Genomic DNA, 25,416 nt, shown 5'->3' with positions numbered 1-25,416 from the left:
CCCGACACCGCAGGGCAGAGGCCGCGAAGTGTCATGGCTGCGTGAGTGGATCGCCGCTCTGCGTGAGGCTTTGCGTCCGTCAACCGGGTCTCCGAGTTCTCCATGTCCACCCCTCGTTCCCGCCAGCCGGAGCCGAGCCGGTGTGGCACACGTCGTGTGCAGCGCGTCCTACCCGCGGCAACTGGTCGGCGACGAGCCCTCCGTCAACGTCCATTGATGCGGCTTCATCCCGGTTGCCGCGATGGCCCCGCCGGCCTGGCGGCACAGCGTAATGCGCGACGACGGCGGCGTGGCCCGCGCCGATCCGAAACCGCTGTCGGGGATTGCCAGGGGTCAGCGGTCACTGTGACGGTGTCGCGGCGATACGAGGTGCCATCCATCGGAGGCGTGCCATGACCAGTCGTCCGCTGGCATCCCCGTCGCTGTTGACGCCGCCGGCAGGCCATGTGCCGGTCGTGGCATTCCGCAGGACTCTGATTGCCGCACGCCTGCGCCACGGAGACCGAAGCTGCGCGCCTCTCCGTCAGAGCAGATTTCCGAAATTGTCCGCGAGATTTCCGAAAAACGGTAGAAATCAATGCATTCGGACGCCTAGCCTCTCCCTATTCGAACCGACAACACGCCGGTTTTACTGCGGCAACGGGAGGGATCAGGGCTATGTACGATCCGTGACGCTGCCGTCGTCAGGGGTTGCGATGAAACCTGCTAACCATCATCGTGTGCTGCCCCTGCATGCTCGTAGTCCGTAGAGTCGGCGCTCACTGCGCGAACGTCCAGTGGGATCGCGCTGGATCCAAGGCTCTTCTGAGATGTACCGGTACCGCATCGATGAGGAAACTCGGCGAGAGACTGCTCCGGCCTCGCCACACGCGAGGAGCCGGCCCGGCTCTGACACGTCAGTGGCAGGCTTCCGGGTGGTCCTCGTTCACTCACCCGGATGCGGGGCCGGTGCTTGCTCCCGGACAATCCGACTTCGGTGCCGAAGGGTAGCAGGATGCGCGCCCCTGCCCATCTTGCTCCGTTGGTTAACCCCTCCCCGTTGCGGCGAACGTGTCGAGGGAGCCCGTCGGATTGCCCGGGGGTGTTGTGGCTGCTCGCGGCATGGTGACGCCGGGAGGTATCAGCAGGGGGATCACTCGACGCCGCTGCGTCGTGAGTGGTCACAACACCAGCCGCCGATCCGCCGTCCGCGCGAGAGACGCTGATTTCCCCCGGGGCTCGAACATGACAGTAACTGCCGCGTGCCCGCGCCCTGCTTCAGACAGAGTGGGCGTGCGGGTTCAACGCCGCGATGGGGCCGCGCGAAACGGGCGCCGCGATAGAGGCCAGCGCGCATTCCGGACGAGAGTCCCCACTGTGCAGCGGGGCCGGCGAGTTCACACACGTGCATGCTGCGGACAACCACACGGCGATGGGGGTCGGCCCGGGCGCATTTGACGCGGCCTCCTGGCAAGTATTCAGCGCGGTTCGGCTCACGCAGCTCTTTGAGCCGATCATTGTTACACTGCCCCAAATTCGGCAAAAGCGCTGTACGACAGCATTATTCGATACGCAAGCTCGTCGCACCCCGCTGGAAATGCCGCTGCCGACCAGACCTCGTCGACCTGTCCCCCGGCAGGGGAAGCAAGGAGTACCGCATTGACCTCGAGCACCGAATACGCGAAGACCCCACGCCCAGTACCCCATGACCTCGATGGGCCGCGGATTCCGCTCTACAGCGACGAATTCGGCGCCGACCCGTACGGGCACTATCAGATGATGCGCAGCCGTTACGGATCGCTGGTTCCAGTAGAACTCGCGCCCGGAGTGCCGGCGACACTGGTAATCGGATACCGCACCGCGCTGGACATCCTCAACGACCCCAGTCGATTCCCCGCCGACCCGCGGAACTGGCAAAAAGACATCCCCGCCGACTGCCCCGTTCTTCCCATGATGCAGTACCGGCCCAACGCGCTCCGCACATCGGGCTTCGAACACGAACGATACCGGGCTGCCAACTCCGCAGCACTCGCCGAAATCGACCTCTACCGGCTGAGCGACACGATCGAACGAGTCGCCACACCACTGATCAATACGTTCAGCACCACGGGGAACTGCGAGATCATCACCCAATATGCCAAGCCCCTGGTCTTCGCGACGGTCAACGAACTGGTCGGATGCTCCCCCGACATCGGTCGGCGCGTCTCCGAAGGCGCCGCCGCGATGTTCGACGGCATCGATGCTGCCGAAGGGAACAGGATATTCACCGAAGCACTGGCGGAACTGACTGCACAGAAACGTGAGGCTCCTGGCAGTGATGTCACGAGCTGGTTGATCGGTCACTCCGTCGAGCTCAGCGACGAAGAAATTGTGAACCAGCTGGTCACCATCTACGTCGCAGCCGTCGAACCCGGCCAGAATCTGATTGTCAACACACTGTTGCTGATGCTCACCGACGACCGGTTCGCCGCCGGAATACTCGGCGGCAGCCTCGCTACCCGCGACGCGCTCGACGAAGTGCTGTTCGACGACTCGCCAATGGCCAATTTCTGTATGAGCTACCCCCGTCAACCGATCCTGGTCGACAACACATGGCTTCCACCTCACCAGCCAGTGGTGATCAGTCTGGCCGCCTGCAACACCGATCCCGCGATTCGCGGCGCCGCTGTGACCCAAAACCGTTCACACCTCGCGTTCGGCGCCGGGCCACATGCCTGCCCGGCCCGCCAGGTCGCCGAAATCATCGCACGAGACGCCATCGACCAGCTCCTGGATGCACTGCCCGAGATCACACTCGCAATTGCCGAGGATGAGCTGCGCTGGAGGCCAGGAGGGTTCCACCGCGCTCTGACAGCGCTGCCAGTGAACTTTCCTCCGAGTCCACCGATCAATGCCGCCCGCCCGCTGTCCACCCCCTGACCAGACCACTTGTGAGGAGACCCGCTGTGACCCACTATCCCGATCCCATTGTCATGGACCTGTCCGGCACGAACATTCAGGGACAGAACGCTGAAATCCGCGCCCGAGGCCCGGTCACCCTGGTCGAACTACAAGACGGTTTGCGTGTCTGGTCCATCACCGATGCCAAAGTTCTGGACGAAGCGCTGACCAGCCCGCTGGTGTCAAAAGACGCCCGCCTGCACTGGACCGCGTTCCGCAACAACGAGATCGCCGATGATCACCCGGTTCTAACGTGGCTGACGCCGGAAAACATGTTCACCCACTACGGTGCCGACCACCGGAAGCTACGCAAACTCGTTGCCGGCCACTTCACCAACCGCAGAACCCAGGAGCGGGCCGCCCGGGTCGAAGCGTTTACCACCGAACTCCTCGACGAACTCGCCGACGTCCCGGCTGGTGAGGTGGTCGACCTGCGAGAGCGGTTCTGTAACCCGCTGCCGATCCGGGTTATCAGCGAGCTGCTGGGCGTTCCGGATCACCTGATCCCCGGGTTGCATGAGTGCGCCAACGGCATATTCGATACCACCCTCACTCCGGAGGCAGCGCAGGCCAACTACGGACGGATGTTCGCACTGCTATACGAGATGATCGACTTCCGCCGCGACAGCCCGGGCGAGGACGATGTCACCACCCTGCTCGTGCGCGACATCGATGACAAGAACAACGACCTGACACCCGAACAGGCAGTCAGCACCATGCTGCTGATGGTCACTGCTGGGCATGAAACTACGGTTGCTCTGTTCGACCACGCGGTTATCCAACTGCTTTCTCAACCGCACTGGCTTGAGGCGGTCATCGCAGGCCGGGTGTCCTGGCCGAACGTGATCGAAGAAGCTGCGCGGCACCAAGCTCCCGTGGCACACCTTCCGCTGCGGTTCGCGGTGGAAGACATCACCCTCGGCGGCGTGGAAATTCCGAAAGGCGAGCCGATCCTCGCCGGCTATGCCGCCGCGTGCCGCGATCCGAAAGTACACGGGCCTACCGCCGACGTATTCGATCCCACCCGTCCCACCGTCAACAGCCATCTCGCGTTCGGGCGCGGCGCTCACCACTGCCTGGGCGCGCCACTGGCGCGACTCGAAACCGGCATCGGTCTGCCGGCCCTCTTCGCACGGTTCCCCGACATGCGGCTGGCTGTGCCTCTGAGTGAGCTGGGAACGAGGCCGGGCTACATCGCGAACGACGTAGCCCGGGTGCTCGTGTACCTGAAGGGGTGAACCCAACCATCTGAAAGCTTGCAGCCCCCGCCCAAGGACCTTGGGTTCTAGGGCGAGGGCTGTGTCGATCATCGCTGAAACCGCAGCTGCGTGGGTCAGTCGAAGAAACCTGGCTGGTCGGCCTCGGCGGCGGCTGCGATCGCCGCCTTGTAGCCCTGCGGGGAAAACAGTGGCGCGCCGGGGATCGGTGGCACCGCGAACGCGTCCACCAGTACCGGCAGTGCTTCAGCCAGCAGCCGCCACACCACCACCAGCCGTTTTTCCAACCGGTCGGCATGCGCCGCGCTCATCAATCCCCGCGCGTTGTACCAGTTTCCGTGCTCTTTGATCCGGTCGAGCGCATACGCCTCGGCCAGCAGCAACAGCAATTGCCTCCCGGTCGGGTCCGCGGACTGGCCGGCCGCGATGACCAGGGACGTGGCTGCCAGACGTTCCCCGGTGGTGGTGGTGTACTGCACGCGCGCATCGTCGCGGCCCAGCACCGCCCCCGCATTCGCGTAGTGCCCGCTGGCCAACCCCTCACCGATGATCTGTGTACGCTGGGCGAGCACATCGACATACCAGGGCAGCCCCGCGGGGGTGCCGGGAAGCTGTATCGCGGTCAAGTCGACACCCACCGCGGCCGCGGCCGCGGCCATGATGTTGTTCTCGCCCTCGGCGGTGATGATGTCCTCGGTGCCGGCCACCCAGTCGATGATGCGGTTGTCGCGCATCACACCCTCGGCTCCGGTACGCCGCCTGCAGACCCGCAAGATATCGGCGGCGGTATCGGACAGCAGCGGTTTGGCCAGCATCGCCAGCACCACATGCCGCGGATCGTCGGGGGTATCGGTGAGCATGTCGCGCAGGATCCGGCCCAACGTGCTGGTGGCATAGGCCGCCGCGGTGGCGGGGAGGTATTGCGCCAGTACGTTATCGCGCTCGAGCATCACCGTGCCGCGCCCCGAGGTACGTTGCTGGGCGTATTTGACCGCGCCCACGAGACCGGCCCGGCCGCCGGCCGCGGCCGCGGTCGCCAGATCCAGCCGGCCCCGCGACAGTACGGCGATGACCTTGCCGAAACGACGCCGCGGGTCCGGCTCGTCGGAGCTGAACCGGCCGCCTGCGTCGATTCTTGCCGTGGCCCCGGCCACCAGTGCCTCGCGCGGCAGCCAGAACCGGCGGAAATAGATCAGGGCGTGATCCATTGGCCCAGTGCCTTTGCCACCCAGCCGGTGGACTCGTACGCCCTCGGCCAGCCCCTCGGCGGTCCGCAGTCGCGCCAGGAAGGGCAGTACGCCCTGGTCTGTGCCGTCGTGGATCAACCGGGCGGTGACGACGAACGTTTTCCGGCCGACAGCAACGTTCGGCATTTTCTTGGCACCATCCGGGGTCACCGAGTCCACCCAATAGCCATCGGTGACCGGGTCATACGTCGCGGTGGTCAGGCAGTCGTTTCCGTTCGTGCCGCCGACCTCGGTCAACGCGAGGCCGCCCGTCGCGGTGACGGTGTTGAGCTCGGATAAGCATCGTTGCTGGTAGTCGCTGCCGTCGCCGAGGGTCAGGATCGTGTAGGTCGACAGGTCGATCTGTCCGGTCCCGGTCAGAAACATGCGCGGCGCCAGGACTTGGGCCTGGTCCAGCACCGCGCCGCGCAGCTGGGTATCGGTGGCCAGATCGGTGATGGTGGTACCCACCGCGGGCAGGGCCTTGCGCCACAGTCCCGCCGCCAGTTCACCCTCCTTGAGGTGGGTCAGATCGTGGCGGGGCCGGTCATCCACTTCCGCAAGCAGGGCGTTGCGCACCCGCAAATGGAGTGCCAGGTGACGACCGAAAAGGGAGTTTTGCAGCGCCTCGGTTACTGCCGCCGCCGGGTCGGTGGCGATTTCGCTGCCGACCAGGTCCACATGAGCATCTGAAATTGTCATTGCCACTCACCCACTAACCGCCCGGACCACAATGGTGCCGGACCTCGTACCTCTGTGTGCCCCCCTGTCGGATCTATCCGACGTAGGGGATCGGTGGACCCGGCGGGAAGCGCACAGGCAGGGCCGCCAAGGCTCGATGAAACGGCCCGGGCCGCCACTGAGGCCGGCCCTCTGGGAAATTCGTCTCGACTTCGGGAATGCAGTCCAACAAGTAGTCGATCGCTTCTTCTGCGATAATCTTCGCAGCACGCTGTGCACCGGCCGGGCATTCGTGAGCGCCCAGACCCCAGGCCAGGTTGTGCCGAGCCTCAGTAAACGTCGCGTTAGCCACCTGAACCTCCGGGCTGGTGGTGCAGGCGGCCATGCTGACCAGGACGGGTTGATTGGCATCCAACCAAATTGGCGTAAGGTGGCCGTGCCGCATGATCTCGATCTGCTGCGGGCCTCGCGGATACAATGCGCAGTAGTTCGCCAACGGTGGGTCGGTGTGCAGAACCTCTTCCAGCGCAGTACGCGTGGACAGTTGGAGTGTGTTGCGGGTGGTGAGGTAGCGGTCGTCGGTGAGTATCAGGCACAGGGTGTTGGCGATCCAGTTCTGTGGAATCTCCGACCCCGCAGAGAAGAACGTCAGCGAATTGGCTACGAACTCGTCAGCGTCCAGACCTGCTGGGTGCTGCAGTAGCCGAGTCGCGATGTCGTCGCTGGGCATCGTCTGTTTCAGTGCCGCCAGCTCGCCGAATGTCTCGCCGAACGACCGGTCGACCGCGGCAACAGTGTCGGGGTCAGCGCCTTCGAACAGCATTCCCGAGGCTGCCGCGACCTGCTCGCCCAGGTGCGCCGGGCAACCAACGATCGTGCACAGCACCTCGAATGCGAGTGGCTGAGCGTACTCGGCCAGGAGGTCGGCATACCCGTACCCGTCTGGCGCTTTTCGTGATATGAATCGATTGATATGCCGGGATGCGATCTTGCCGACGGATTTACGGACCGCACCGAGGTCGACGTTATCTAGCGCATAATTGGTTGCGTCTCGGTAACGCTTGTGGGTGTCGGCGTCGCTGAACAGGGCGTTGCGCCGGTGCTTGAGCATACCCATGACCGGCGCGGAACGCAGTTCCGGAGTCAACGTCCGCTCCCACCGGGTCGGATCGGAGCTGTAGTGCGCGGTGTCATTACCTATGGCCAACGCGGTGTTATATCCGATCACAAGTGTGGCGGTGAGGCCGGGCCAGATCTCCACTGGCACTAGATCGCCGTACTGCTCCCGCATCGCCCGGTAGTGCCCGTGCGGGTCGGCAGCGAACTCCGGTGTGTAGATGGGCATGCGTGGCCCGAGTGCATCGACAGTCATTCGTTGCTGTGCTGCGGTATGTGGGGCGTAGGTCACCCGGAAACTCCTTTTGAATGATCAGAATGGTCGGTCACGTCCGAACTGGTCGGCTGCCACACGGCAACAGCGTGGTGGGCACGCCTGAACTGCGGGACGAAATAACAGTGCGTGCGGCAGCGGCCGGACCGTGCTTACCCCGATTCAGATGGTTCGGCAGCCAAGGCCCGAACTGTGCGGCCCCCCCACATGGTGCAACTTGCCGCACGCTTACCTGCCGTGCGCCATCCGGTAAGAGACTGGTTGAGGCAACCGTTTCGGGCACCATCGAATGATTCGTGGCGCCCTGGTTGCATCGCGGGGTCGGGACCGAATGGTCGATGTCCACGGTAACTCCAGGTCGAGCTGGGATCGAGGGGGGTGCGCCCAGTGGACTTCTACTGAATAGGCGAACGAATGGCCTTTGTGTCGGGCTGGACCGGTGCGGAACACCTTGATATGGTCTGGGCCAATTGGATCGGTGTAGTGTATCGAGCGTTCGTGATGACATGGGCGGGGACGCAATGATGTTCAAGACGGGGTGCAATCTCACTGGGTTCCTCCGGCAAACGTCAACACATCTCGGGCCTGTGACCTGGGACCACTGGCTGTGATCGCAGGTGTCCGTGCTGTCACCGACCACTTGAGTCAAATGTCCATCACAGGAACCGATTTGGGCACCGCGAGCATTCTACTCGGTGTCCCATCGCGGACGCAGGCTGTAGCTGCTGGTTACTGGCCGGTAGTCATGACTGGCTGCCCCAGTCGCTACACAGAGGCGAATACAGTGTGTGCCGCGCAGGGGCTCAGGTGGCAGAGTCGCCTTCTGGTGTCCCGGAAGTTCATTTGCACAGCACTTCTCGACGTATAGTAGTATCTCCTGTTCTCGGCACGGTTTGAGCGGTTTTGGTCACACGCCCAGACGGTAGGACGTGGAAGTGACCACCCGGTTCTCGCAGCTCCTTCGAGATAGGCTGGCGCCAATGGGCGGTCTCGCCTATCCGACGAGCCTTCGAGAGGATCAAGGAATGACCTTCCGGCAGGAGCACGATGCCGAGATGACGATCCAGGGCCGGAAACAGTTCTACTGTGGTGCGTTGCCGACGTCGACCGGATTGAACTGGGCCTTCCTGGAGCACCCGCACTTCTCAAAGGGGGAAGGTTACTTCCCAAGCACTGTCCACTGGCTCGCATCCGGCCTTGCTGCCGCCCAACGACGCGCGGCCGGCAAAGGGGCTGACCCTGACAGTGTCGTCGGTGTATGGGAGAGCGTTCGGTTGGAGGTCGTTGAGCTCGAACGCGCAATCGATTGCGCTGTAGCAGCGGTGCTTACTGAGCCGCGACCAGAGGCGGAGGTACACAGCGAACGATTTGGTTCATTTCTCGGCCGACTCGCACGACTGTGGGCCGGCGCGCCTCCGACGCCCTTCGCGCTGGGCCGGTACGGGGCCGAGAACCGAAACAAATTGTTCGAGCAGCTACTCAGCAGAACCAGCGTATACACGACTTTGGTTCACAATCTCGAGATCGGCCTTGTACGGCTACCGCCCCTGAGCCCTCGGTGACCCACGATTCGTGCCCACCGTCGGCAGTCGGAGTTCGCCTTCCATCAGCGCATCGACCAGCTGGTCGTACCGGACGGATTCGGGCACGAGCAACCTCATTAGTGGTCCAGCGTCCAGCAAGACACCGGGGCCCAGCGGAAATGTGAGCGTATGGAAGAAGGCTAGCCGCCCGATCATCGAACCGATGCCTTCATGGTGCGTTGTGGCCGATGGGTTCGGCGGGGAGAGCGCGGCCGCCACATCCTGATCTATCGAGTACATGTAGCCGAGGATGTCCTCCAAGGCGTCGAAATAGGGTTCGGCAGCCGGTTCGGGCATCCAGATCCGCAGATCGGTCCCCGGCCCGATGCACGTCACCTCGAAGTCGGCGGCATCCACCTCGGCGTGCCTGAGCCTACGGTGGGCATGAGCCAGCCCTGCCGCTGACTTCAGTATCGGGCACGAAAACTGCTGGTCTTCGTCGAAATCACGGCCTCGGCAGAACCCCTTGGTCGCGAGCTCTCCCGATTTGGGCAAGCGGTAGTCGTCATCACGCATGGGCAGCGGCCTTCTGGTCGATTCGGTCGTTGAGACATCAGGTACAGCAGGCGAGACCAAGACAAATATCGCCGACCTGGTCTCCACCGAGTGGCTCCGACGGCGTGCCGGGGGATCGGAGGCATGCGGCGTGCTGCTGTCGTGGGGTGGTTTCCGATACCTTTAGTGCGGGGATCCCGTGCGGCGCAGGTGCGACAACGGACGCGCGTGCAGGCGGTGTCGGTTGATTGGTGGGATAGCACTGCCAGCGGCGATCTCGTCGACGAGTGCGTCGTACTCAGCGCAGATCAGCTCCAACTCGGCGTAGGCATCATCGACTTCCTCCGGGCTGACCCGTGAGAAGGGTGCCCGGAACGCGACCGCGCAGCATTGCGCGATCTGGTCGACCACCGCACCGACGGACCTGATCTGCGTCTCGGACAGGGCTTGTGACCGCGGGATATCGGCAGCAAGAATCTCGGCATCGATCACTCGGATCAGGCGCTGTCGATGAAACAGCAGACCCTGAGGTGCCGTACTGGTGAACCGAGAAGCATGAAGTTCGCCCAGCTCGGCTGACGCCTCGAGGAACGCAGTCGTGATGGTAAGTGCAAAGCCGCGGCAGGCATGTTGAAGCAGGATCGCGTCGGGGAAATGGGTTTGAGTGTAGGTCATTGCTACTTCTCTGAGCGGGGGTTGATCACGGTGGGGCGAGTGGGGACGTGGCGCTTGTAACCGACTCCGCCGATGACGACTTTTTCCTCCGGTAGCCGCTGCCGGGTGGGTGGTCCCGACGGCCACCAGTCCTCGAGCTCGGATAGTCCTGGTGGTATGAGTTCGAGCCCTTCGAAGTATTCGAGCTGCTGCTTGCGGGTGCGATACCATCCCGAACCCAATCCCATTTCGGTGAAAGCTCGCTCGAGCTGTTTGGCCAGCGTGTGCAGCTGTGGGTCTTCGTCGCCCGGGTCCCAGAAGTTGGTGATTGCCACGTATGATCCGGCGGACAAGCGTTGGATGTATTCGTGCATCATGACGGCCGGGTCGAGATCGTCGTCAAGGTGATGCAGCAGGCCGCATACGAATACCCCGATCGGACGGTCCGGGTCCAGGTACTGCATTACCTGCTTGTTCTCCAGCAAGGTGCCCTCTTCGAGGATGTCACCGTAGACGTAGTGGGTGTTCTCGTTCTGCTCGAGCAGGACCCGTCCGTGCGCGTTGCACACCGGATCGTTGTCGACATAGACGACCTTGGCTTCCGGGTTCTCCTGCTGCGCGATCTGATGGGTGTTGCCCACGGTCGGCAATCCGGCGCCGATATCGAGGAACTGGTCGATTCCGGCCGGCCCGGCGAGGTACCGCACCACCCGGTGCAACCAGCGCCGGTTCATCCGGGAGACATCACCCTGCCGGGGCGCGAATTCCATGACCTGCTCGAAGGCCACACGGTCGACGTCGTAGTTGTCCTTACCGCCGAGGCTGTAGTCGTAGACGCGGGCGATGCTCGGCCGGGTGGTGTCCACCCCGACCGGTACGCGAACCCCAGTCCGAGGAGCCGGTTCGGCCATGAATACCTCTCTCTGCGGTTGCCGATCGGATACGAAGCGCCGCTTGACAAGTAGGCCAAAACCTTGTGCTGGTATCAATTACGGATTGAAATTATTTTTTGATAATTTCCCACCCTCGGACGAGTGGGTGCTGGACAACGCAATCGGGAGGCCCAGGTATGCCTGACGAATCGCTTGAGCTGACTGTGCCTGCATCTGTGTGGGGCTTGCCGGAGATGAGGCACGCCTTGGCGCAGCGCGACATTGCCACTGTTCTGCTGCTGGTCCACAAGCACCACGTGCCCACGGTGACTCAATCCCGTCTGGCCTTGGAGCTGGGGCTGGAACCATCCACACTGAATCTGATTGTCAACCGGAGACGTGGTGTGACCGCACTGGCAATGCTCGAGCGCATTGCCGAAGGCTTGAGAATGCCTGATCCAGCGCGCATGGTTTTGGGACTGGCGCCAGTCGATATCGTTGAGACCGTGGCGGCAACCGGGGATGCGCGGGATAGCCGCTCATTGGGTATGGGCCGCGTGAAGGAGGCGACGGTGATGGCCGCGGCAGAGTCGGAATCTTCCGAGTTCATTCAACGTTCGGAGGTATCCAACGTCGGTGCGAAGACGATCGAGCAACTGTATGCCGGGGTCCATGACGTCGTTCACCGGTATCCGAGCAGGCCGGTGACACCCTCGTTCCTGGATGCTTGGAGGCTGAGACGTGAGGTCTTCGCGCTCTTGAAGGGCCAGCAACCTCTCAGGTACCGGCGTGATTTGAGCGTATTCGCTGCCACACTGTCCGGTGTGCTGGCCAACGCCGCTTTCGACCTCGGGCATTTCACGGTGGCCGAAACCCATGCTCGTTCAGCCCTGGCAGCCGCAGACGACGCGGGCCACAACGGCTTGCATGCCTGGGTACGGGGCACGCAAGCATTGATTGCCTATTGGGACCGACGCTACCCAGACGCCGCCCAAGCTGCTGCGGACGGATGGAGGGTGTCTGGCCCGGAGTCGGGGACAGCGCGTGTGCGCGCCGCGGCCATCGAAGCCCGCGCGCGTGCCCGGATGGGCGACTCTCGGGGTGCTGACGATGCGTTGCACCGAGCCGAGCAGGCACGCGACGCGATTACAGACTTCGACGAAATCGGCGGGATGATGGGGTTTCCGGTGGCCAAGCAGCGGTTCTACAGCGGTGCCGCGCGCCTGTTGCTGGACGGACAGTACAACCTGGTCGAGGCCGAGTATCTGTCGAGCGAGGCGGTTTCGCTGTATATGCAGGACCCGAGCTCACACCGCCGAGTGGGAGAAATGTCGCTGGCCCAGCTGGATTTGGCGGAAATTCGGCTCCTTCAGCACGAACTCGAGGCCGCCGCCGAGCACATCGGCGACGTTCTTACTGTGGGCGCGGAGCGGCGTACCGAGGCGGTTTCTCGTCGCCTTTTCGAATTGCGTGCCGCGCTCGACGGACCTACATACCGCGGCGTTCCCTCGGCGATCAGCCTTCGTGACCGTATAGCCGACGCCTCTATGCATGCCCTTCCAATGCTCCCCGCACGTGAGGATGAGAAATGATCGTCGGACTCCTGCATCCCGGCCAGATGGGGTCGGCGATCGCTGCACGGCTCACCCGCGCCGGCCACATAGTCCTGTGGGTCCCGGAGGGGCGCAGTTCTACCACCGTCGAGCGCGCCGCCGATGCAGGACTGCAGGCGAGCACCCCGCGAGAACTCGTCTCCACCGCGGAGATCGTGCTGTCGATCTGCCCCGCAGGTGCAGCCGGCGAGGTCGCGGAATCTGTGATGAAGCACCGCTACACCGGCATTTACGTCGAAGCCAACGCCATAAACCCAGATCGGGCACGCGCGATAAACGACGCACTCGCCGACACCGCGACAGTAATCGACGCAGCGATCAGCGGAAAACCACCCAGCGATGACGAAGGGCCCCGAATCTATCTTGCAGGACCACCGGAGCCGACAGCGGCAGTCGAGGAACTATTGGTCGGCAGCCGACTCGACGCTCGCCGTCTCAACGACACGATAGGCGCGGCCAGCGCATTCAAAATGATGACCGCGTCATACATGCGCGAGGCCAGAGCGGCTGCCATGGAAGCCCACGCCCTGGCCGCCCAGTACGGCGTCACCGACGCGTTGATCCAGGAAGCACACCACCTCGGTGCATCGATGCTCGCCGACCGCGACTCTATTCCCAGCGTCGCTGCTCGCGCATGGCGCTGGGCCTTCGAGATGCAGGAAATCTCGACGACCCAGAAAGAGGCAAACCTACCGACCGGTCTTGCCGAAGGCGCAGAAGCAATTTTCGAACGCCTCACAGCAGCGAAAGACCAATGGAGCATCACACCTGACGAGGTCTTCGCCCTGCTCAAAGACCCACCAAGCTGATCGTCGACCCCGATTTACCGGGCCACGACCTACAAATTTCTGGCCAGAGCGAGGTCTCGCAGAGCATCGATCACGGGGCCGATATCGCTGACCAACTCGCCGCCGCCGACTAGCCGGAAGGACTCGATCCCAGTTTGTTCATCGACCTCGCGTTTCTCGAGCCACCACCGCACAGGCCCATCCTCGGCCATGAGGGTGAGCTGCGCGATGTCAAAAAAGACGGTCGCTGCGTCACGATATCCACGTGCGGGGGCATCGGCGCTGTTGTCGCCGGCCGAGTACGGTCGGGAATCGTCGGCCTGCCCGAAGAGAACAAGGCCCGGGATCGGGTTCTGGCTGATGTGGTCGACGATGCGGGCGCCGGCTGTAAATGAATAGTTGGTGGTCATCAGATTCGGTTCCTGACATTGGCGAGGGGCGGTTCTCGACGAGAGTGCTGGCAAGCGGGTGCCACACGGCGGCGTGCAACGACTGTTCCCGCGCTAGGTGCTTATCCACCGAGTCGTCACTGCTGGGTCTCGGAGGCTGCGGATGCGGGACGCGAGTTCGGTGTGCGCGATCCTGTCGCCGCGCTGGGCGCGGCGTATATAGCCGGTGAGAGTGTGCAGGTCACGCATGCGGACTAGCGCCTCGAACAGTGGATGACCTCGCGGGTCGTGGCCGTAGGCGTGCACGAATTCCTCTATCCCGGCTTCTCGTGCGCCGAATCGCCGGGCCTGCACAATATTGGCAAGGTCGAGTTCGCGTGGCGCGATAGCAGCTTCGTCCCAGTCCCCCAGTAACACTTCATCGCCGGACCAGAGCGTGTTTCCGGGGTAGGCGTCGCCGTGGACCATGCCTCGGCCCAGCACGGTGCGCAGACCCTGGTATTCGCCTATCGCCTCCTCGGCGCGCTCTTTTAGCCACCGTCGATCAGCGCCGGACAACACCGTCGCTGTCGCGCCGGAGGCGAGAATGCTGGTGAGGCCGATCAGCGGCGCGTAGTCGGGCAGCGGGAACGGCGGGGCCGGGAGTGCGTGTAGGCGCCGCAGGATCTTGCCCAGGTACCGGGCAGCAGGCCGTTCCCTGCGAGGCTGGGGATGGTACTGCCAGAACGTGACTGTCGCGCCCGCAACCTCGACCGCGTGGTCGAGGGCAGGCTCGGTGACCGGCACAGCATTATCGGCCAGCCATCGGGTGAGAGCCAGGGAGGCCTGCGCCCGCAGACCGGCGTGGTCGTTGCCGTTGATTCGGGCCACCACATCGGCCGACGGCAGGAGATAGACAGAGTTGCTGTGGGCCCGCAGCAGACGGGCACCCCCGGCGGGGAAGCCGGCCAGCCCGCATGCTGTCGACAGGACTTCCTCGGAAGGAGTCATCCCTGGGAGCAGGGCGGGGCGAGCATGTTGATCTCCTTGCTGAACTGGGCGGTGGCTCTATCGTTGGCATAGTGGGTGCTCGACAGCGCGGTGTCAACTGCCCGTAGACCATCAGTGATCGGCTGGATCCGCTGTTCGCGGGGCAACCGGAGTACCGGTTGCAGAATTTCCTTCGCGCCGTCGAGTTCGCCGGCGTGGATTCGGCCGATCGCGGCATCGGCCCGGGCGAGCGCTTCATCGCCGTAAGAGCGCTCCGATGGTGGCCCGGTCTCGTAGTCGGATATCGCCGCCAGTGCCCACCGCTGTGCCTGGTCGTATTCGCCGAGTAGCCGGTGAGTCGACCCGAAATAGTAGGCCGCCTTGCTGGGCGGGAACCTCAGCGCGCCACCGAGCATGGTGAGCTCGTCCGTGGCGGTGACCTCAGCGGCTTTGACCGCCCGCGCAACAGCGTCATGTGCGATTTCGGCGCGCCCTACGCGTGCCGCGCATCGTGCTTCGATCGCTGCAAGTCGCACCTGCTGCTCGCCGACCGGAGCGATGGCAGCCGCCTTGGCGGCCAACTCCATCGCTTCGGCCGGGCGATGGTTCCACTCCCAGATCAACGCTCGGGTGCCTCCGGCCCACGCCTGCAATCCCGGGTGCCCGAGCTCGACCCCGATCGCCTCGGCGGCACGCGCATGGCGCTCGGCGGCGCGGGCTTCTCCGAGATTCTCCGTGACGTGGGCCAGAAGGTCGATTGTGATGCCCCCCAACAGCAAAAGCTCACGCGCACGTGATGGTGCCGGACCGGCCTGCAGCGCTGCACGAATGTCATTGCGCAACGACCGGAGTCTGTCGATCAGAGGAAGCGGGGTAGCGCACACGAACTGCCGCCCGATCACTGTTAGTTCGTCGGCGATCTGGTCCACGTCCATGCTGCCCTGCGCCGAGGCGGCCCACCGCACGAACTCCGCCGACTCGCGGGCCGCATCTGCCAAATCCTCAGGACCGGTGCGAGACCAAATGCGTTCGGCAAGACCGATCAGTGTGCCGCCAGCTTCGAGGGCAGAGTCTATACGTCCGGCGACATCCGGGTTCGGAAGCCGATCTCCGCGCTCGATACGACTCAGTGCCCCCCGGTCATAGCTGATCCGACGTGCCAGTTCATCTGCCGTGAGGCCACACTCCGTCCTCCGCCGTTTCATGGCGGCACCGAAACACTGACTCACTTATACCCCTCTGTCGTTACATCGCTGGGGCCAGTTTGGGGCCAAAAATTTTGGCCCCAAACTGGCCCCAAGAACCCCTGGTCAGAATTGCCTCTGATCGGTCAGCATCGTAGCCAGCACCCGGTCGGCGTGCTTGCCTTCGCGGCGAAACGAGCGAGCAGCGGTGTCCGGCATCGGCCCGTCCCGGCCCCTCGCGGAGAGTGTGGTCAATGTTCGAGGGAAACACCGCAACCGACCGGGTGCACCTGGCGAATGGAAGGAAACAGCACGAAATATGCGCACGCACACAAGCGTCGAGACTCTGGCGCGCGCTGGTGGGCGCCAGAACTGTTCACGCTGAATGGGCATGGAACTGCCCACCAGGCCGCAATTGATTGCTGCAGTACGCATGTGGGGTCCTCTATGCACCGAAGACCACCCACTCCTCGCTCTGGCGCAGGATCTGATGCTGCAACATACCTATCGCACCACCACGACAAACCCTCTGGCCCTGTGCCAAATCTCAGAGCAACGGAAGGCCGTGATCAGGGAAATCGATGCTTGGGTGCACCAAGCAGTGCCGATGGTCCGCCAAGCTCGATTGCACACCGAGACAATCGGCGCCATCATCGACCGTCTTGCCTGGATATCATCGCTGATCGATACATCCCCCGGCTCGGGTCACCCATGCGAGCTCGAATACCTGTGGAACAGCCTGGACGAATTGTTACTCGGCTACGAGCATCTGTCTGAAGACGTGCTATCGGGTGTACGCCGACTACCCGGCACATCGACACAACCCGGCGTATTCACCTCTGGCACCTGAAATCCCGCTACATGCCGGCCAACGGCTTCCCCTTGGTCCGGATATCTTCGTTTGAGAGGGCATTAAGGTTGACTGTCCCGATTCCGACTACTCCCCAGGAATTCGACTGCGCCCTCGACCTCGTCCATGCTGTCGACGAGATCGCAGGCCTGATCACCGAGTCGGTTCCTGAGTCCATCCGGCTCCGCACATTGCCCGACGGTCTCGTTCTCGCGTTGGATGTCAAACCTCGATGAGCACAGAGGTACCAGCTTGGAAGATCGTGGTGTGACCGCCTTCGCGAGCGGCGCGGTCGAACCACAACAGCGAGGTTCTCGCGTGCCCGATCGGTTCCAGCGTGCCGTCGGTGTGGAAGCCCTGGGCTTCGCAGGTGCCGAACGACCCGTGACCGGTCACCCTCGGCGTGGGTGAGATGGTGTTGAACCCGTCGGCGTCGTAGCCGAATCGATCCGGATCGCCGGCGTAGACCGTCGGCACGTAGGTGCTGCCGAGCCGAGCAGCCGAGCCACCTCGGTGAACACCGCTCGCCCCGCCACGACAGGATCGGCGACGGTGAACAGGGCGAAACCGTGTCGCCGACAGTCTTCGCGGATCCGGGCGAGACCCGCGGCCGCGGCGGTGTCCAGTGCCGGGACGGCGGAAGCTTCGGGATAGGCGGTGCAGGTGTCACTGCGAATCTTCATCACTTCCCCCCGGGGTGTCGATCTCGGCCCAGCGCCCGATGGCCTCGGTGATCTCGGCGGCGGCCCGCAGCGGACTCATCGCAGTGGTGTCGATCACGAGATCGGCCGCCTTCGCCAGCCAGTCGTTGCGGGGCCTCGATGTAGGTGGGCACGTGTTGCAGCCGCCAACCGGCCGCGCGGTGCAACACCTCGTCTTCGCTGATCCGTTGCCGCAGCACCTCGGAGCTGGCGTCGATCAACACGTGATGCAGCCGATGTCCCAGTTCAGCGATGCCAGCCGCGATCTCTGTCCAGTATTTCTGGTTCAGCACCGTCTGCACGATCACCAGGTGCTGACTGGTGTCGGTGGCGATATCGTCGGCGACGAAAGGGACCAGCCGCCGCCACGACGGGAGATCCTGGAAGTCGGTAGCGTCGGAATCGGAGAACTGCGCGCGCAGCATGAAACCGACGAACTCGGGATCGAACAGCCGCCAGTGCTGCGGGTCGGCCGCGACCAGCTCCCTCGCGATCGACGTCTTGCCAGCTCCGAAAACTGCCGTTCAGCCAGACGAACAAGATTCACCCCGCGGAATTGCATTGAATGCACGACATTGCGCTGATACTCGCGAAGGGCGTTGCGGTAGCTTCGGCCAATCTCGCCGTACGCCGTCAGATATTTACCGAAGTGGGCTCGATCACCTGTCTTCGTATGCAGCGTTCCGGGTGCGCGGCAGGATTTGGTCGAAGCGGGTCCTGAATTCGTCGGCGTCAGTGCTACTGGTGGTGAGCGCCCGGACGGGTTGGAGTTCGGCGACCAGTCGGGGTGATCGGACACTGCTTTCGAGCATGGTCAGTGCGGCCAGGCCTTCGGTTACGGCGGTGTGGGTGTCGCCGAGGTGGGCGAGGGTAGCGGCGTAGTAGGCGCGATAGGAAGCTTCGTCGCGTGGTTGCAGGTCGCCGATTTCGATGGTGTCGCGGTAGATTTCGGCGGCCTGCTCGTGGTGGCCGAGGTGTACTCGGGCTTTGGCTTCGGTGGATTTGATTTCGGCTTCGGTGACATAGAGGAGCCAGATGGGGTCGTCAGGGTCGTCGAGTCCCCGGTCGGCTTCGCGCCAGGCCAGGGCGATTGCTCGCTCGGCCGCGCGCGAGTCTCCCACGGCTGCGTGCGCTACTGCTTCCCGGGCGGCATAGAGCGACTGGAGTCGTGAGGACGGTACGTGGCGGCAGATGTCGCTGGCGCGCAGGCTGTACTGAAGCGCTTCTTGGCGCCGGCCGCTACCCCATGCCTGCAGGCGGAGGTCATCGACACTGTTCGCGCGCAGGTCGGCGTCCCCGGCGCGTTCGGAAAGGGCCAATCCGTCGAGGGTGCAGGCGTGGGCGATGTCGGGTCGGCCGGAGTCGAAGGCGAGCCAGCCCGTGCAATTGGCGAGCCTGCCGGTGACTCCGGCGAGTTGCGTGCCGGTGCGGGTGCCGTAGTCGCCGTGGTCGAGCAGGCGGCGAGCGTTGCGGTATTGGGTGAGTGCGGTATCGACGAGGCCGCCGCTACCACCGGCGCTGTCCATCTCCCAGAGGTGGTCGACGACGCGGCCCAGGTAGTCGATGTGGTCGCTACCGACTTTGGTCGGGGTGGTGGGCGCGGCAGCGGTTGCCGCGGCGGCGGGAACGGCGGCTGTTGCCAGCGCCGCACCGAATAGGGTTAGCCCGAATTCTCTGCGATCCACGTCGTCTCCTCCGCTGGCGTATGTATCTTCGATGGTGCCTGCACCATCGTCCCCCAGCAAGACAGGTAGCAGTTTTCGGCGGGGAATTCCCAGGACATCGGCAACCCGCACCAGTTCGCGTATGTCGGACAGGGTCTGGCGTTCTTCGCGTTCGATCCGGCCGGTGTTGGTGCGATCCCATCCGACCAGGGCGCCGAATCCGGCCTGTGTCAGGCCGTATTGCTTGCGGAGTAGCGCGAATGCTGGTCCCACGTGGTGTTGCGCGAGCAACCGCTGGAACTCGGGTGAGTCCCACACGCTGACACCGGCTTGCCCTGTCATCACCATCCCCTGATCCGGACCCGTGGTCGTATTGCTCAAATCTAGGCGGCGGGAGCCGATTCCGATGCCGATGTGCCAAGTTGGCACATCGGCATCGGGCCAGGTTGGCTGTCGCCGCGGCGGCAGGTCCGGCGGCAGCCTTAGCAGATGGAACATGCACCCCCGAGATATCCACCGCCGGAGTTAGGCGGGTCCCCTGCGGGTGGTGCAGCAGGAGAGGAGAGACCTTGATCATCTGCATGTCCTCGCCCGCGACGAGGCTGATGCCATGACCACCGCGGCGACAGAACCCGTGCTCGCCTGGCCGCCCTCGCCGGAGTTCTGGTCGACCCAGTTTCCGGCCCGAACCGGTGGTGCGGTGGCGCCGTATCTGTTCAAGGGCCTCGTGCCGGCTGATCGGCTCGGTCCCGGCGACGTACTCGACGGCCTGCGCCGGCTGCGCCGCGCGGCCATCCAAGGGGAGCCCACCAGTGCCCGCACCCGCGTCTACGTCGGAGAACAGCGTCGCGATGAGGTGATCGACACCGTGCTGTCGGTGCCGTGGTCCGATGAGGAATTCGTCGCCTGGATGCAGAATCTCACTGGCGCCGACCGATTCTCGCTGGTGATCAACAATCTGGAAACCACCTCCCCGAAGCTGGCCGCGGTGCTCGGCGAGCTGATCGGATCCGCCCACGCTGGCTGGGGCGTGCCGATTGGCGGCAGCGAGCAGGTCGCGTTCGCCGGAAACTACGCGGGCACGGCCTTCGGGGTGCACGAAGGGTATGAGGACGCTTTCCTGGTCCACCTCGGGCCCGGCACCAAACACTTCTACTGCTGGTCCGGTGAGCTGTACCGGGAGCTGACCGGTGGCCGGGCCCCGACCTTCGGCGACTACACCGCGCTGCTCGAGCAGGGCGAACGGTTCGACCTCGAACCCGGTGATGTGTTGTTCTTGCCGCGGCGGGTGTTCCACGTCGGGGTCCAAGACGAATTCTCGATCTCGGTGGCGATCCCGCTCTACACGTTCTCCGATACGCGCATGCTGGCCCTGTCGGTCCTGCCCGCCGTGCTCGAGTCCGCAGTCGGCGACGTCGCGGACGAGACACCGTCGCCGATGCACGCGCTGACTGCGGGCCCTGGCCTGGTGGCCGCCGGTCTGGCTTCGGCCGCCACCGACATGCTCGCCACCGTCTCCGAGCAGGTGGAGACTCGGGTCGCTGAACTGGTCGCCGCACGGTGGCGCACCCTGCTCAGCAACGGCGGGTGGGAGACCAGCGAACATGACCTCGCCCGAGCAGATGCGGCGCGGGAGGCTGCGGCCGCGCTCGCCGCCGGCGGCACCCACGTGCGTGTCGCACCGCCGTACACGCTGCACGCCGATCCGGATATCGACGAGCATCTGCACATCGGTGTCACAGTCCGCGGTCTGGTGCTGCAGGTGCCGGAGTCCCCGGCCTGGGGGGCTGCGTTGGCGTCGCTGGCCGCCGGCCGCACCGTGCGCATCACCGGCGAGCTCGGCGGGGACACGCTGGCGCTGCTGCTCGAAACCGGCGGCATCCAGGTCCTCACCGACACCGACCCGATGGAGGAGTCGGCATGATCGGTTCGAAGGTCGCGAGCTATCTCGACGAGCACCCCGACACCAAAGCCGCCGTCACCAGCGTGCTGCTCAACACCCCCGAAGTCAGCGGCGACGACCTGGTCGACAAGCACATGGTGCCGATGGTCGCCGCCCTGTTCGAGCAGATCACCGCCGAGGTGTCCCCGGCGACCCTGACCACCGAGCAAGCCGCGCTCTACATCCGCGAGCTGTCGGTATTCGCCCGATACAACTCCGATTTCCTGCGCCAGGCCGCCGACACGGTGCAGGGCGGGTGCATGGAGCTGGCACACGAATTCCGCCGCAACCACCTCGAAGAGGGCGGAGAACGGGGCAAAGTGCCCGCGCACTACACCCTCTACTCCGGGGCGCTACTGGCCGATCTGGGCCTGCTGGTCAACGGGCACCTGCCCGCACCGGAAACACTGACCCTGGTGTCGCTGCACGACTGGCTGGTCATCGGCTCCTCGATCAGCCGCATCTGCGGCGGCTATTACGCCACCGAGGGCGTGGCGATCGATGAAACCGAACTGCTGCGCGCGATCACCGACCGCTACGCCGAACTCACCGTCGGCGCCGACGCGAAACTGCCGCACCTGAACTACTACTACTCGCTGCACCTGGACGAAGGCCACGAGGCCGCAGCTGTGGAAGGGCTGAGCGTCGAGGCCGCCCACATCGAGGGCATCGCCCGGTTCATCCGCAACTACGAGCTGTTCGGCCTGGACCTGCCCCAAATCGTGGACGGCTGGCTCCAGATCCTCGAAGGCATGACGGCGTGGTGGACGCAGCTGACCGCCCGCGCCGCCGCCCTCCCCTGAATTCCGCAGTAACCCACCGAAAAGAAGGAGAGAAACAACCATGTCGCAGATGCTCAAGAGCGGTGTCCGACCCGACGCACTCAAGGCCGGTGTCCGACCCGATGCCCTCAAAGCCGGGGTGCGTCCGGACGCCACGCTCAAAGCCGGTGTCCGTCCGGACGCCCTCAAAGCCGGGGTGCGTCCGGACGCTTCCTGACGTCCTAAGCCCGAACTGCGCGGGCCACAAGACCACCAGTGTTGTGCTGTCTTGTGGCCTCGCCACCCCGAAAATCCCGAGGCCATCCTTCCCGCCCGAACCACTGGTGCGGGTCGTGGCTGGTCTCGTCCCCGAACTGAGCGTGGAGAAGTGAGCATGACTATCGCGGTGCGTGAGTCCACCCGGCGACGCCCCTCGGCAGGAGCATCCGGCCCGGTCCGCCGTACTTTCGGCCCTGAGCTGGTCGCGCGCATGGACGCGCTGTGTGCCCGCGGTCGCGCCGAAGGCCCGCGCGATCTGGCCCGGGACTACCTCGCGGCCGCCGCCACCGCTGCGGTCGGCATCACCGTCGGCCACCCGGTCCTGACCGTGGCGTGCATGGTCTATATCGGGATCCGGCAACGGCACCTGTCGAATCTGACCCACGAGGCAATTCACACCAAGCTCACCCGCTCCCGGCGCGCGAATACCCTGCTCGGGCACCTCAACTGCATGGCGCTGGGCGAACCGTTCACCCCGTACCGGCGCAGCCACCGCATCCACCACGCCAAGCTGGGCAGCCCCGAAGATCCGATGCTGCGCTCCTACATCTCACGCCGCGCGCACGCCGGATGGCCGGACAAGAAGACATTCGTCCTCCACGTGATCCTCGGCAACGCGGTGTGGAAGCTGCCCGCGTACGGCTTGCTCACCTTGGTCGGCAAGGCCGGTGACGAGAGCTGGAAAGCCGCCACCAGCCGATGGGCGACCTGGGCCGCGGCCGCCGCCGCGGCCACCGCGCTCGGCCAGGGCCTGCATTTCGCGCTCTACTGGGCGCTGCCGCTGATCGCGGTGCGCCCCATCGTCACTTGGCTGACCGACCTGGGCAACCACGCCGGCCTCATTCACAACAGCGACGTCATCCGCCAGACCCGCGGCTGGACCTCGCACGCGCTGACCCGCCACCTGCTCGGCGGCCACAACGACGACATGTATCACCCGATCCATCACTGGTTCCCCAATATCGGCTGGCGCGAGCTGCCCGAAGCCGCCGCAATTCTGCGCGCGCACTACCCCCGCTGGGACGAAGTGCCCTGGTGCTCGGGCTATTTCCGCCGCCGCCGCGCCACCCCGGACATCCCCTGCGTGCTCGACGACATCGTGGCCACCCTGCACCGCCAGCTCGCCGAACACCAGCCAAACACCTGACCGCACCCGGAACCCGCGCCGCGAGAACAAACCCGAACAGGAACCCGATGTCTCTGCCAGTCAACAGCTTCGACGAGTTCACCCGGCTACGGGAGGTGATCGTCGGTGAACCTCACGGCTACACCTCCCACGACGCCGATTCGAGCTTCCGCCTGTTCTACCTCGACAACGTCACTCCTACCGCGGCCGCCGGCGGCCGGGAACTGGCGATCCCACCACAGCTGGTCGACGAACTGGAAGAAGACGTGGAGGGCTTCTGCGCCGCGCTGACCCAGGCCGGAGTGCAAGTGCTGCGCCCCGAGCCGGTCACCGACCGCACCGTGATCTGCTCACCCTGGTGGTCGGCCCGGGAAACACCGCCCTTGAACGTGCGCGACCAGACGATCATCCTCGGTGACACCATCGTGGAAACCGCGCCCCATATCCGGGGCCGGGTGTTCGAGAACGACTACCTCAAACCCCACTTCTACCGCTACCTCAACGCCGGATCCGGCTGGCTGTCGATGCCGCGGCCGGCGCTGGCCCGCCAGTCCCTGGACCCCAGCTTCTTCGACGGCCAGCCGGTCGACCTGTCAGCCGTCACCGGCGACACCGACACCCGCGTGCTACCCGGACTGGGACACGAGCTGATCTTCGATGGCGCCCAGTGCATCCGCCTGGGCCGCGACGTCCTGGTCAACGTCGCCAACACCAACCACGACCTCGGCCTGACCTGGCTGCGCCGCGCGTTTCCCGGCCTGCGATTCCACCGGGTCGATGCCATCGCCGACAGTCATATCGATTCCATCGTGGTGCCGTTGCGGCCCGGCCTGCTGATGCTGCGCTCGCGCGACTACCTCGACACGCTGCCCGAACCACTGCACAGCTGGGACATCATCATTCCACCCGAACAGTCCGAGGATGCCTTCCCGGACTACAGCGACTTCGGATTCAACCTGACCAGCCGCTACATCGACATCAACGTCCTGTCCATTGACGAAGACACCGTCGTCGTCAACAGCCTGTGCACCGACTTGATGCGCACCCTGGAGAAACACGGTCTGACCGTCATCCCCGTCCAGCACCGCCACCGCCGCCTCTTCGGCGGCGGCTTCCACTGCTTCACCCTCGACACCGTCCGCGCCGGCGGCCCCGAGGACTACCTCGCATGAGCCGCACCACCACCAGGCCGACACTGACGCCGCGCGAGGCCATCGAGACCAAATCCGACCTGCTGTACAAACTCCGAACCCTCCTCCATGGCCACGGGTTCGCCGAAGTCACCACCCCGACCTTCCGGCAAGCCGACGACCTGACCGGGCAACGAGCCCACGCCACCGTGGGCAGCCAAGACGGGTGGCTGCGCAGCATGATCGGCCCCGCACTGCGCTACCAACTCGCCCACACCCCGCGGGCGTTCGAGATCGGCCCCTGCTTCCGCAACGACCCCGCCGACCACACCCACCTCCCCGAATTCAGCATGCTCGACCTCTACGCAGCGCAGGAAAGCTACGAATACCTGATCAGCCTCGCCGAGGACCTGGTTCATCTCGCCCACCCCGGCACTGCGGAGCGGATCTCGGTCGCCGACCATCTCGGTGCCACCCTCGGCGTCGACCTCACCCGCGAAACCCTGGACCGGCACACCGGCGCCCTCGCGCGGCACCTCGACGTGCCGGCCGAAACACCGTTGCACGAGCTGCTCGACGCCTATATCGCCGCCGAGCTGGAGCCGCGCAGCGCCGGGACCGCACTGTTCCTGGTCGATATGCCCCTCGGCGGCAACGAGCCCTGCGCCAAACTGCGCGAGGACACTGCCGCGGTGCTCAACCGGTTCGAGGTGTTCATCGACGGCATCGAGGTCGTCCACGGCTACGAGGACGAGACCGACTCCGAAGCCTTCGTCCAGCGTGCGAGCGGAATCGGCCTGTACAACCCCGAACAATCGCTCGTGCAGCAGGCGATCCTCGCCGGTGCCGTGCCCTCCCACAGTGTCGGTCTCGGTATCGGGATCGAACGGCTCGCCATGGCTGCCACCGGAGTCCGCGACATTCACCTGTTCTGGCAATCCGCGGTCTTCTGACGCCGGTCGATCCGGCACACCTGTGGCATC

The 25,416-nt window shown here is 64.6% G+C and carries 21 protein-coding genes and 2 pseudogenes; 11 read left to right on the top strand and 12 right to left on the bottom strand.

From position 1 onward, the window contains the following. Nucleotides 1–1,758 precede the first annotated feature (1,758 nt). Entirely contained in the window at nucleotides 1,759–2,898 is a 1,140-nt protein-coding gene (locus tag ACFWPH_RS28025) for a cytochrome P450 (protein WP_378755144.1), read from the top strand. Between the two features lie 26 nt (nucleotides 2,899–2,924). After that, the gene (locus ACFWPH_RS28020) at nucleotides 2,925–4,157 is read left to right on the top strand and encodes a cytochrome P450 (RefSeq protein WP_378755143.1); all 1,233 of its coding nucleotides are present in this window, start codon (nucleotides 2,925–2,927) and stop codon (nucleotides 4,155–4,157) included. Between the two features lie 95 nt (nucleotides 4,158–4,252). Here the strand turns inward: ACFWPH_RS28020 and ACFWPH_RS28015 are convergent, their stop codons facing one another. The 5 genes from ACFWPH_RS28015 to ACFWPH_RS27995 form a co-directional block, all read right to left on the bottom strand. After that, nucleotides 4,253–6,064, bottom strand: coding sequence for a hypothetical protein (locus tag ACFWPH_RS28015; RefSeq protein ID WP_378755141.1), 1,812 nt, complete (start codon nucleotides 6,062–6,064; stop codon nucleotides 4,253–4,255). Between the two features lie 73 nt (nucleotides 6,065–6,137). Continuing rightward, nucleotides 6,138–7,451, bottom strand: a complete 1,314-nt coding sequence (locus ACFWPH_RS28010) for a cytochrome P450 (protein ID WP_378755140.1) — start codon at nucleotides 7,449–7,451, stop codon at nucleotides 6,138–6,140. A 1,520-nt stretch (nucleotides 7,452–8,971) separates the two neighbouring features. Beyond that, nucleotides 8,972–9,619, bottom strand: a complete 648-nt coding sequence (locus ACFWPH_RS28005) for a hypothetical protein (RefSeq protein WP_378755139.1) — start codon at nucleotides 9,617–9,619, stop codon at nucleotides 8,972–8,974. Nucleotides 9,620–9,694: 75 nt separating this feature from the next. Further along, nucleotides 9,695–10,186, bottom strand: coding sequence for a hypothetical protein (locus ACFWPH_RS28000; protein ID WP_378755138.1), 492 nt, complete (start codon nucleotides 10,184–10,186; stop codon nucleotides 9,695–9,697). Nucleotides 10,187–10,188: 2 nt separating this feature from the next. After that, the gene (locus tag ACFWPH_RS27995) at nucleotides 10,189–11,076 is read right to left on the bottom strand and encodes an SAM-dependent methyltransferase (RefSeq protein ID WP_378755137.1); all 888 of its coding nucleotides are present in this window, start codon (nucleotides 11,074–11,076) and stop codon (nucleotides 10,189–10,191) included. Nucleotides 11,077–11,234: 158 nt separating this feature from the next. Between ACFWPH_RS27995 and ACFWPH_RS27990 the strand changes: the two genes are divergently transcribed. Further along, nucleotides 11,235–12,629 carry a hypothetical protein gene (locus ACFWPH_RS27990; RefSeq protein ID WP_378755136.1) on the top strand — a complete coding sequence of 465 codons (1,395 nt, stop codon included), beginning with the start codon at nucleotides 11,235–11,237 and terminating at the stop codon, nucleotides 12,627–12,629. Continuing rightward, nucleotides 12,626–13,459: a DUF1932 domain-containing protein gene (locus ACFWPH_RS27985; RefSeq protein WP_378755135.1), complete on the top strand. Its 834-nt coding sequence runs from the start codon at nucleotides 12,626–12,628 to the stop codon at nucleotides 13,457–13,459. The genes ACFWPH_RS27990 and ACFWPH_RS27985 overlap by 4 nt, the downstream gene beginning before the upstream one ends. Before the next feature lie 29 nt (nucleotides 13,460–13,488). Here the strand turns inward: ACFWPH_RS27985 and ACFWPH_RS27980 are convergent, their stop codons facing one another. The 4 genes and pseudogenes from ACFWPH_RS27980 to ACFWPH_RS27965 form a co-directional block, all read right to left on the bottom strand. Next, nucleotides 13,489–13,848 (bottom strand): hypothetical protein, encoded by a 360-nt coding sequence (locus tag ACFWPH_RS27980; RefSeq protein WP_378755134.1) that lies wholly within the window; start codon nucleotides 13,846–13,848, stop codon nucleotides 13,489–13,491. A 93-nt stretch (nucleotides 13,849–13,941) separates the two neighbouring features. Next, complete coding sequence (locus ACFWPH_RS27975; RefSeq protein WP_378755133.1) at nucleotides 13,942–14,817, bottom strand: phosphotransferase; 876 nt, start codon at nucleotides 14,815–14,817, stop codon at nucleotides 13,942–13,944. After that, the gene (locus ACFWPH_RS27970; RefSeq protein WP_378755304.1) at nucleotides 14,814–15,569 is read right to left on the bottom strand and encodes a hypothetical protein; all 756 of its coding nucleotides are present in this window, start codon (nucleotides 15,567–15,569) and stop codon (nucleotides 14,814–14,816) included. Before ACFWPH_RS27970 ends, ACFWPH_RS27975 begins: the two co-directional genes overlap by 4 nt. 282 nt (nucleotides 15,570–15,851) lie before the next feature. Beyond that, nucleotides 15,852–16,001: pseudogene (locus ACFWPH_RS27965) on the bottom strand (helix-turn-helix transcriptional regulator); the annotation flags it as partial. Nucleotides 16,002–16,371: 370 nt separating this feature from the next. On the opposite strand from ACFWPH_RS27965, the gene ACFWPH_RS27960 reads away from it, so the two are divergent. Further along, the gene (locus ACFWPH_RS27960) at nucleotides 16,372–16,830 is read left to right on the top strand and encodes a DUF4254 domain-containing protein (protein WP_378755132.1); all 459 of its coding nucleotides are present in this window, start codon (nucleotides 16,372–16,374) and stop codon (nucleotides 16,828–16,830) included. 222 nt (nucleotides 16,831–17,052) lie between these two features. Here ACFWPH_RS27960 and ACFWPH_RS27955 read toward each other — a convergent pair whose 3' ends face one another. The 3 genes and pseudogenes from ACFWPH_RS27955 to ACFWPH_RS27945 form a co-directional block, all read right to left on the bottom strand. After that, nucleotides 17,053–17,307 (bottom strand): hypothetical protein, encoded by a 255-nt coding sequence (locus tag ACFWPH_RS27955; protein ID WP_378755131.1) that lies wholly within the window; start codon nucleotides 17,305–17,307, stop codon nucleotides 17,053–17,055. A 205-nt stretch (nucleotides 17,308–17,512) separates the two neighbouring features. Then, nucleotides 17,513–18,031 (bottom strand): annotated as a pseudogene (locus ACFWPH_RS27950) (hypothetical protein); the annotation flags it as partial. Between the two features lie 159 nt (nucleotides 18,032–18,190). Then, a complete protein-coding gene (locus ACFWPH_RS27945) occupies nucleotides 18,191–19,537 on the bottom strand; it encodes a helix-turn-helix transcriptional regulator (protein ID WP_378755130.1) in 1,347 nt (448 codons plus the stop codon). Between the two features lie 268 nt (nucleotides 19,538–19,805). On the opposite strand from ACFWPH_RS27945, the gene ACFWPH_RS27940 reads away from it, so the two are divergent. From ACFWPH_RS27940 to ACFWPH_RS27915, 6 genes are all read left to right on the top strand, one after another. Next, complete coding sequence (locus tag ACFWPH_RS27940) at nucleotides 19,806–21,119, top strand: JmjC domain-containing protein (protein WP_378755129.1); 1,314 nt, start codon at nucleotides 19,806–19,808, stop codon at nucleotides 21,117–21,119. Continuing rightward, nucleotides 21,116–21,940 carry a DUF3865 domain-containing protein gene (locus tag ACFWPH_RS27935; protein ID WP_378755128.1) on the top strand — a complete coding sequence of 275 codons (825 nt, stop codon included), beginning with the start codon at nucleotides 21,116–21,118 and terminating at the stop codon, nucleotides 21,938–21,940. The genes ACFWPH_RS27940 and ACFWPH_RS27935 overlap by 4 nt, the downstream gene beginning before the upstream one ends. Nucleotides 21,941–21,980: 40 nt before the next feature. Further along, nucleotides 21,981–22,136, top strand: coding sequence for a hypothetical protein (locus ACFWPH_RS27930; RefSeq protein ID WP_378755127.1), 156 nt, complete (start codon nucleotides 21,981–21,983; stop codon nucleotides 22,134–22,136). Nucleotides 22,137–22,292: 156 nt separating this feature from the next. Then, nucleotides 22,293–23,324 (top strand): fatty acid desaturase family protein, encoded by a 1,032-nt coding sequence (locus ACFWPH_RS27925; protein ID WP_378755125.1) that lies wholly within the window; start codon nucleotides 22,293–22,295, stop codon nucleotides 23,322–23,324. Between the two features lie 47 nt (nucleotides 23,325–23,371). Then, entirely contained in the window at nucleotides 23,372–24,475 is a 1,104-nt protein-coding gene (locus tag ACFWPH_RS27920; RefSeq protein ID WP_378755124.1) for an inosamine-phosphate amidinotransferase 1, read from the top strand. After that, the gene (locus tag ACFWPH_RS27915) at nucleotides 24,472–25,386 is read left to right on the top strand and encodes an amino acid--tRNA ligase-related protein (protein ID WP_378755123.1); all 915 of its coding nucleotides are present in this window, start codon (nucleotides 24,472–24,474) and stop codon (nucleotides 25,384–25,386) included. Before ACFWPH_RS27920 ends, ACFWPH_RS27915 begins: the two co-directional genes overlap by 4 nt. The last annotated feature ends 30 nt before the right edge of the window (nucleotides 25,387–25,416 follow it).

Source organism: Nocardia sp. NPDC058499, assembly GCF_042719915.1.
In the GTDB taxonomy this organism is placed as follows: domain Bacteria; phylum Actinomycetota; class Actinomycetes; order Mycobacteriales; family Mycobacteriaceae; genus Nocardia.
Note: the sequence above shows the minus strand (reverse complement) of the source record. Positions and strands in the feature narration are given on the sequence as shown.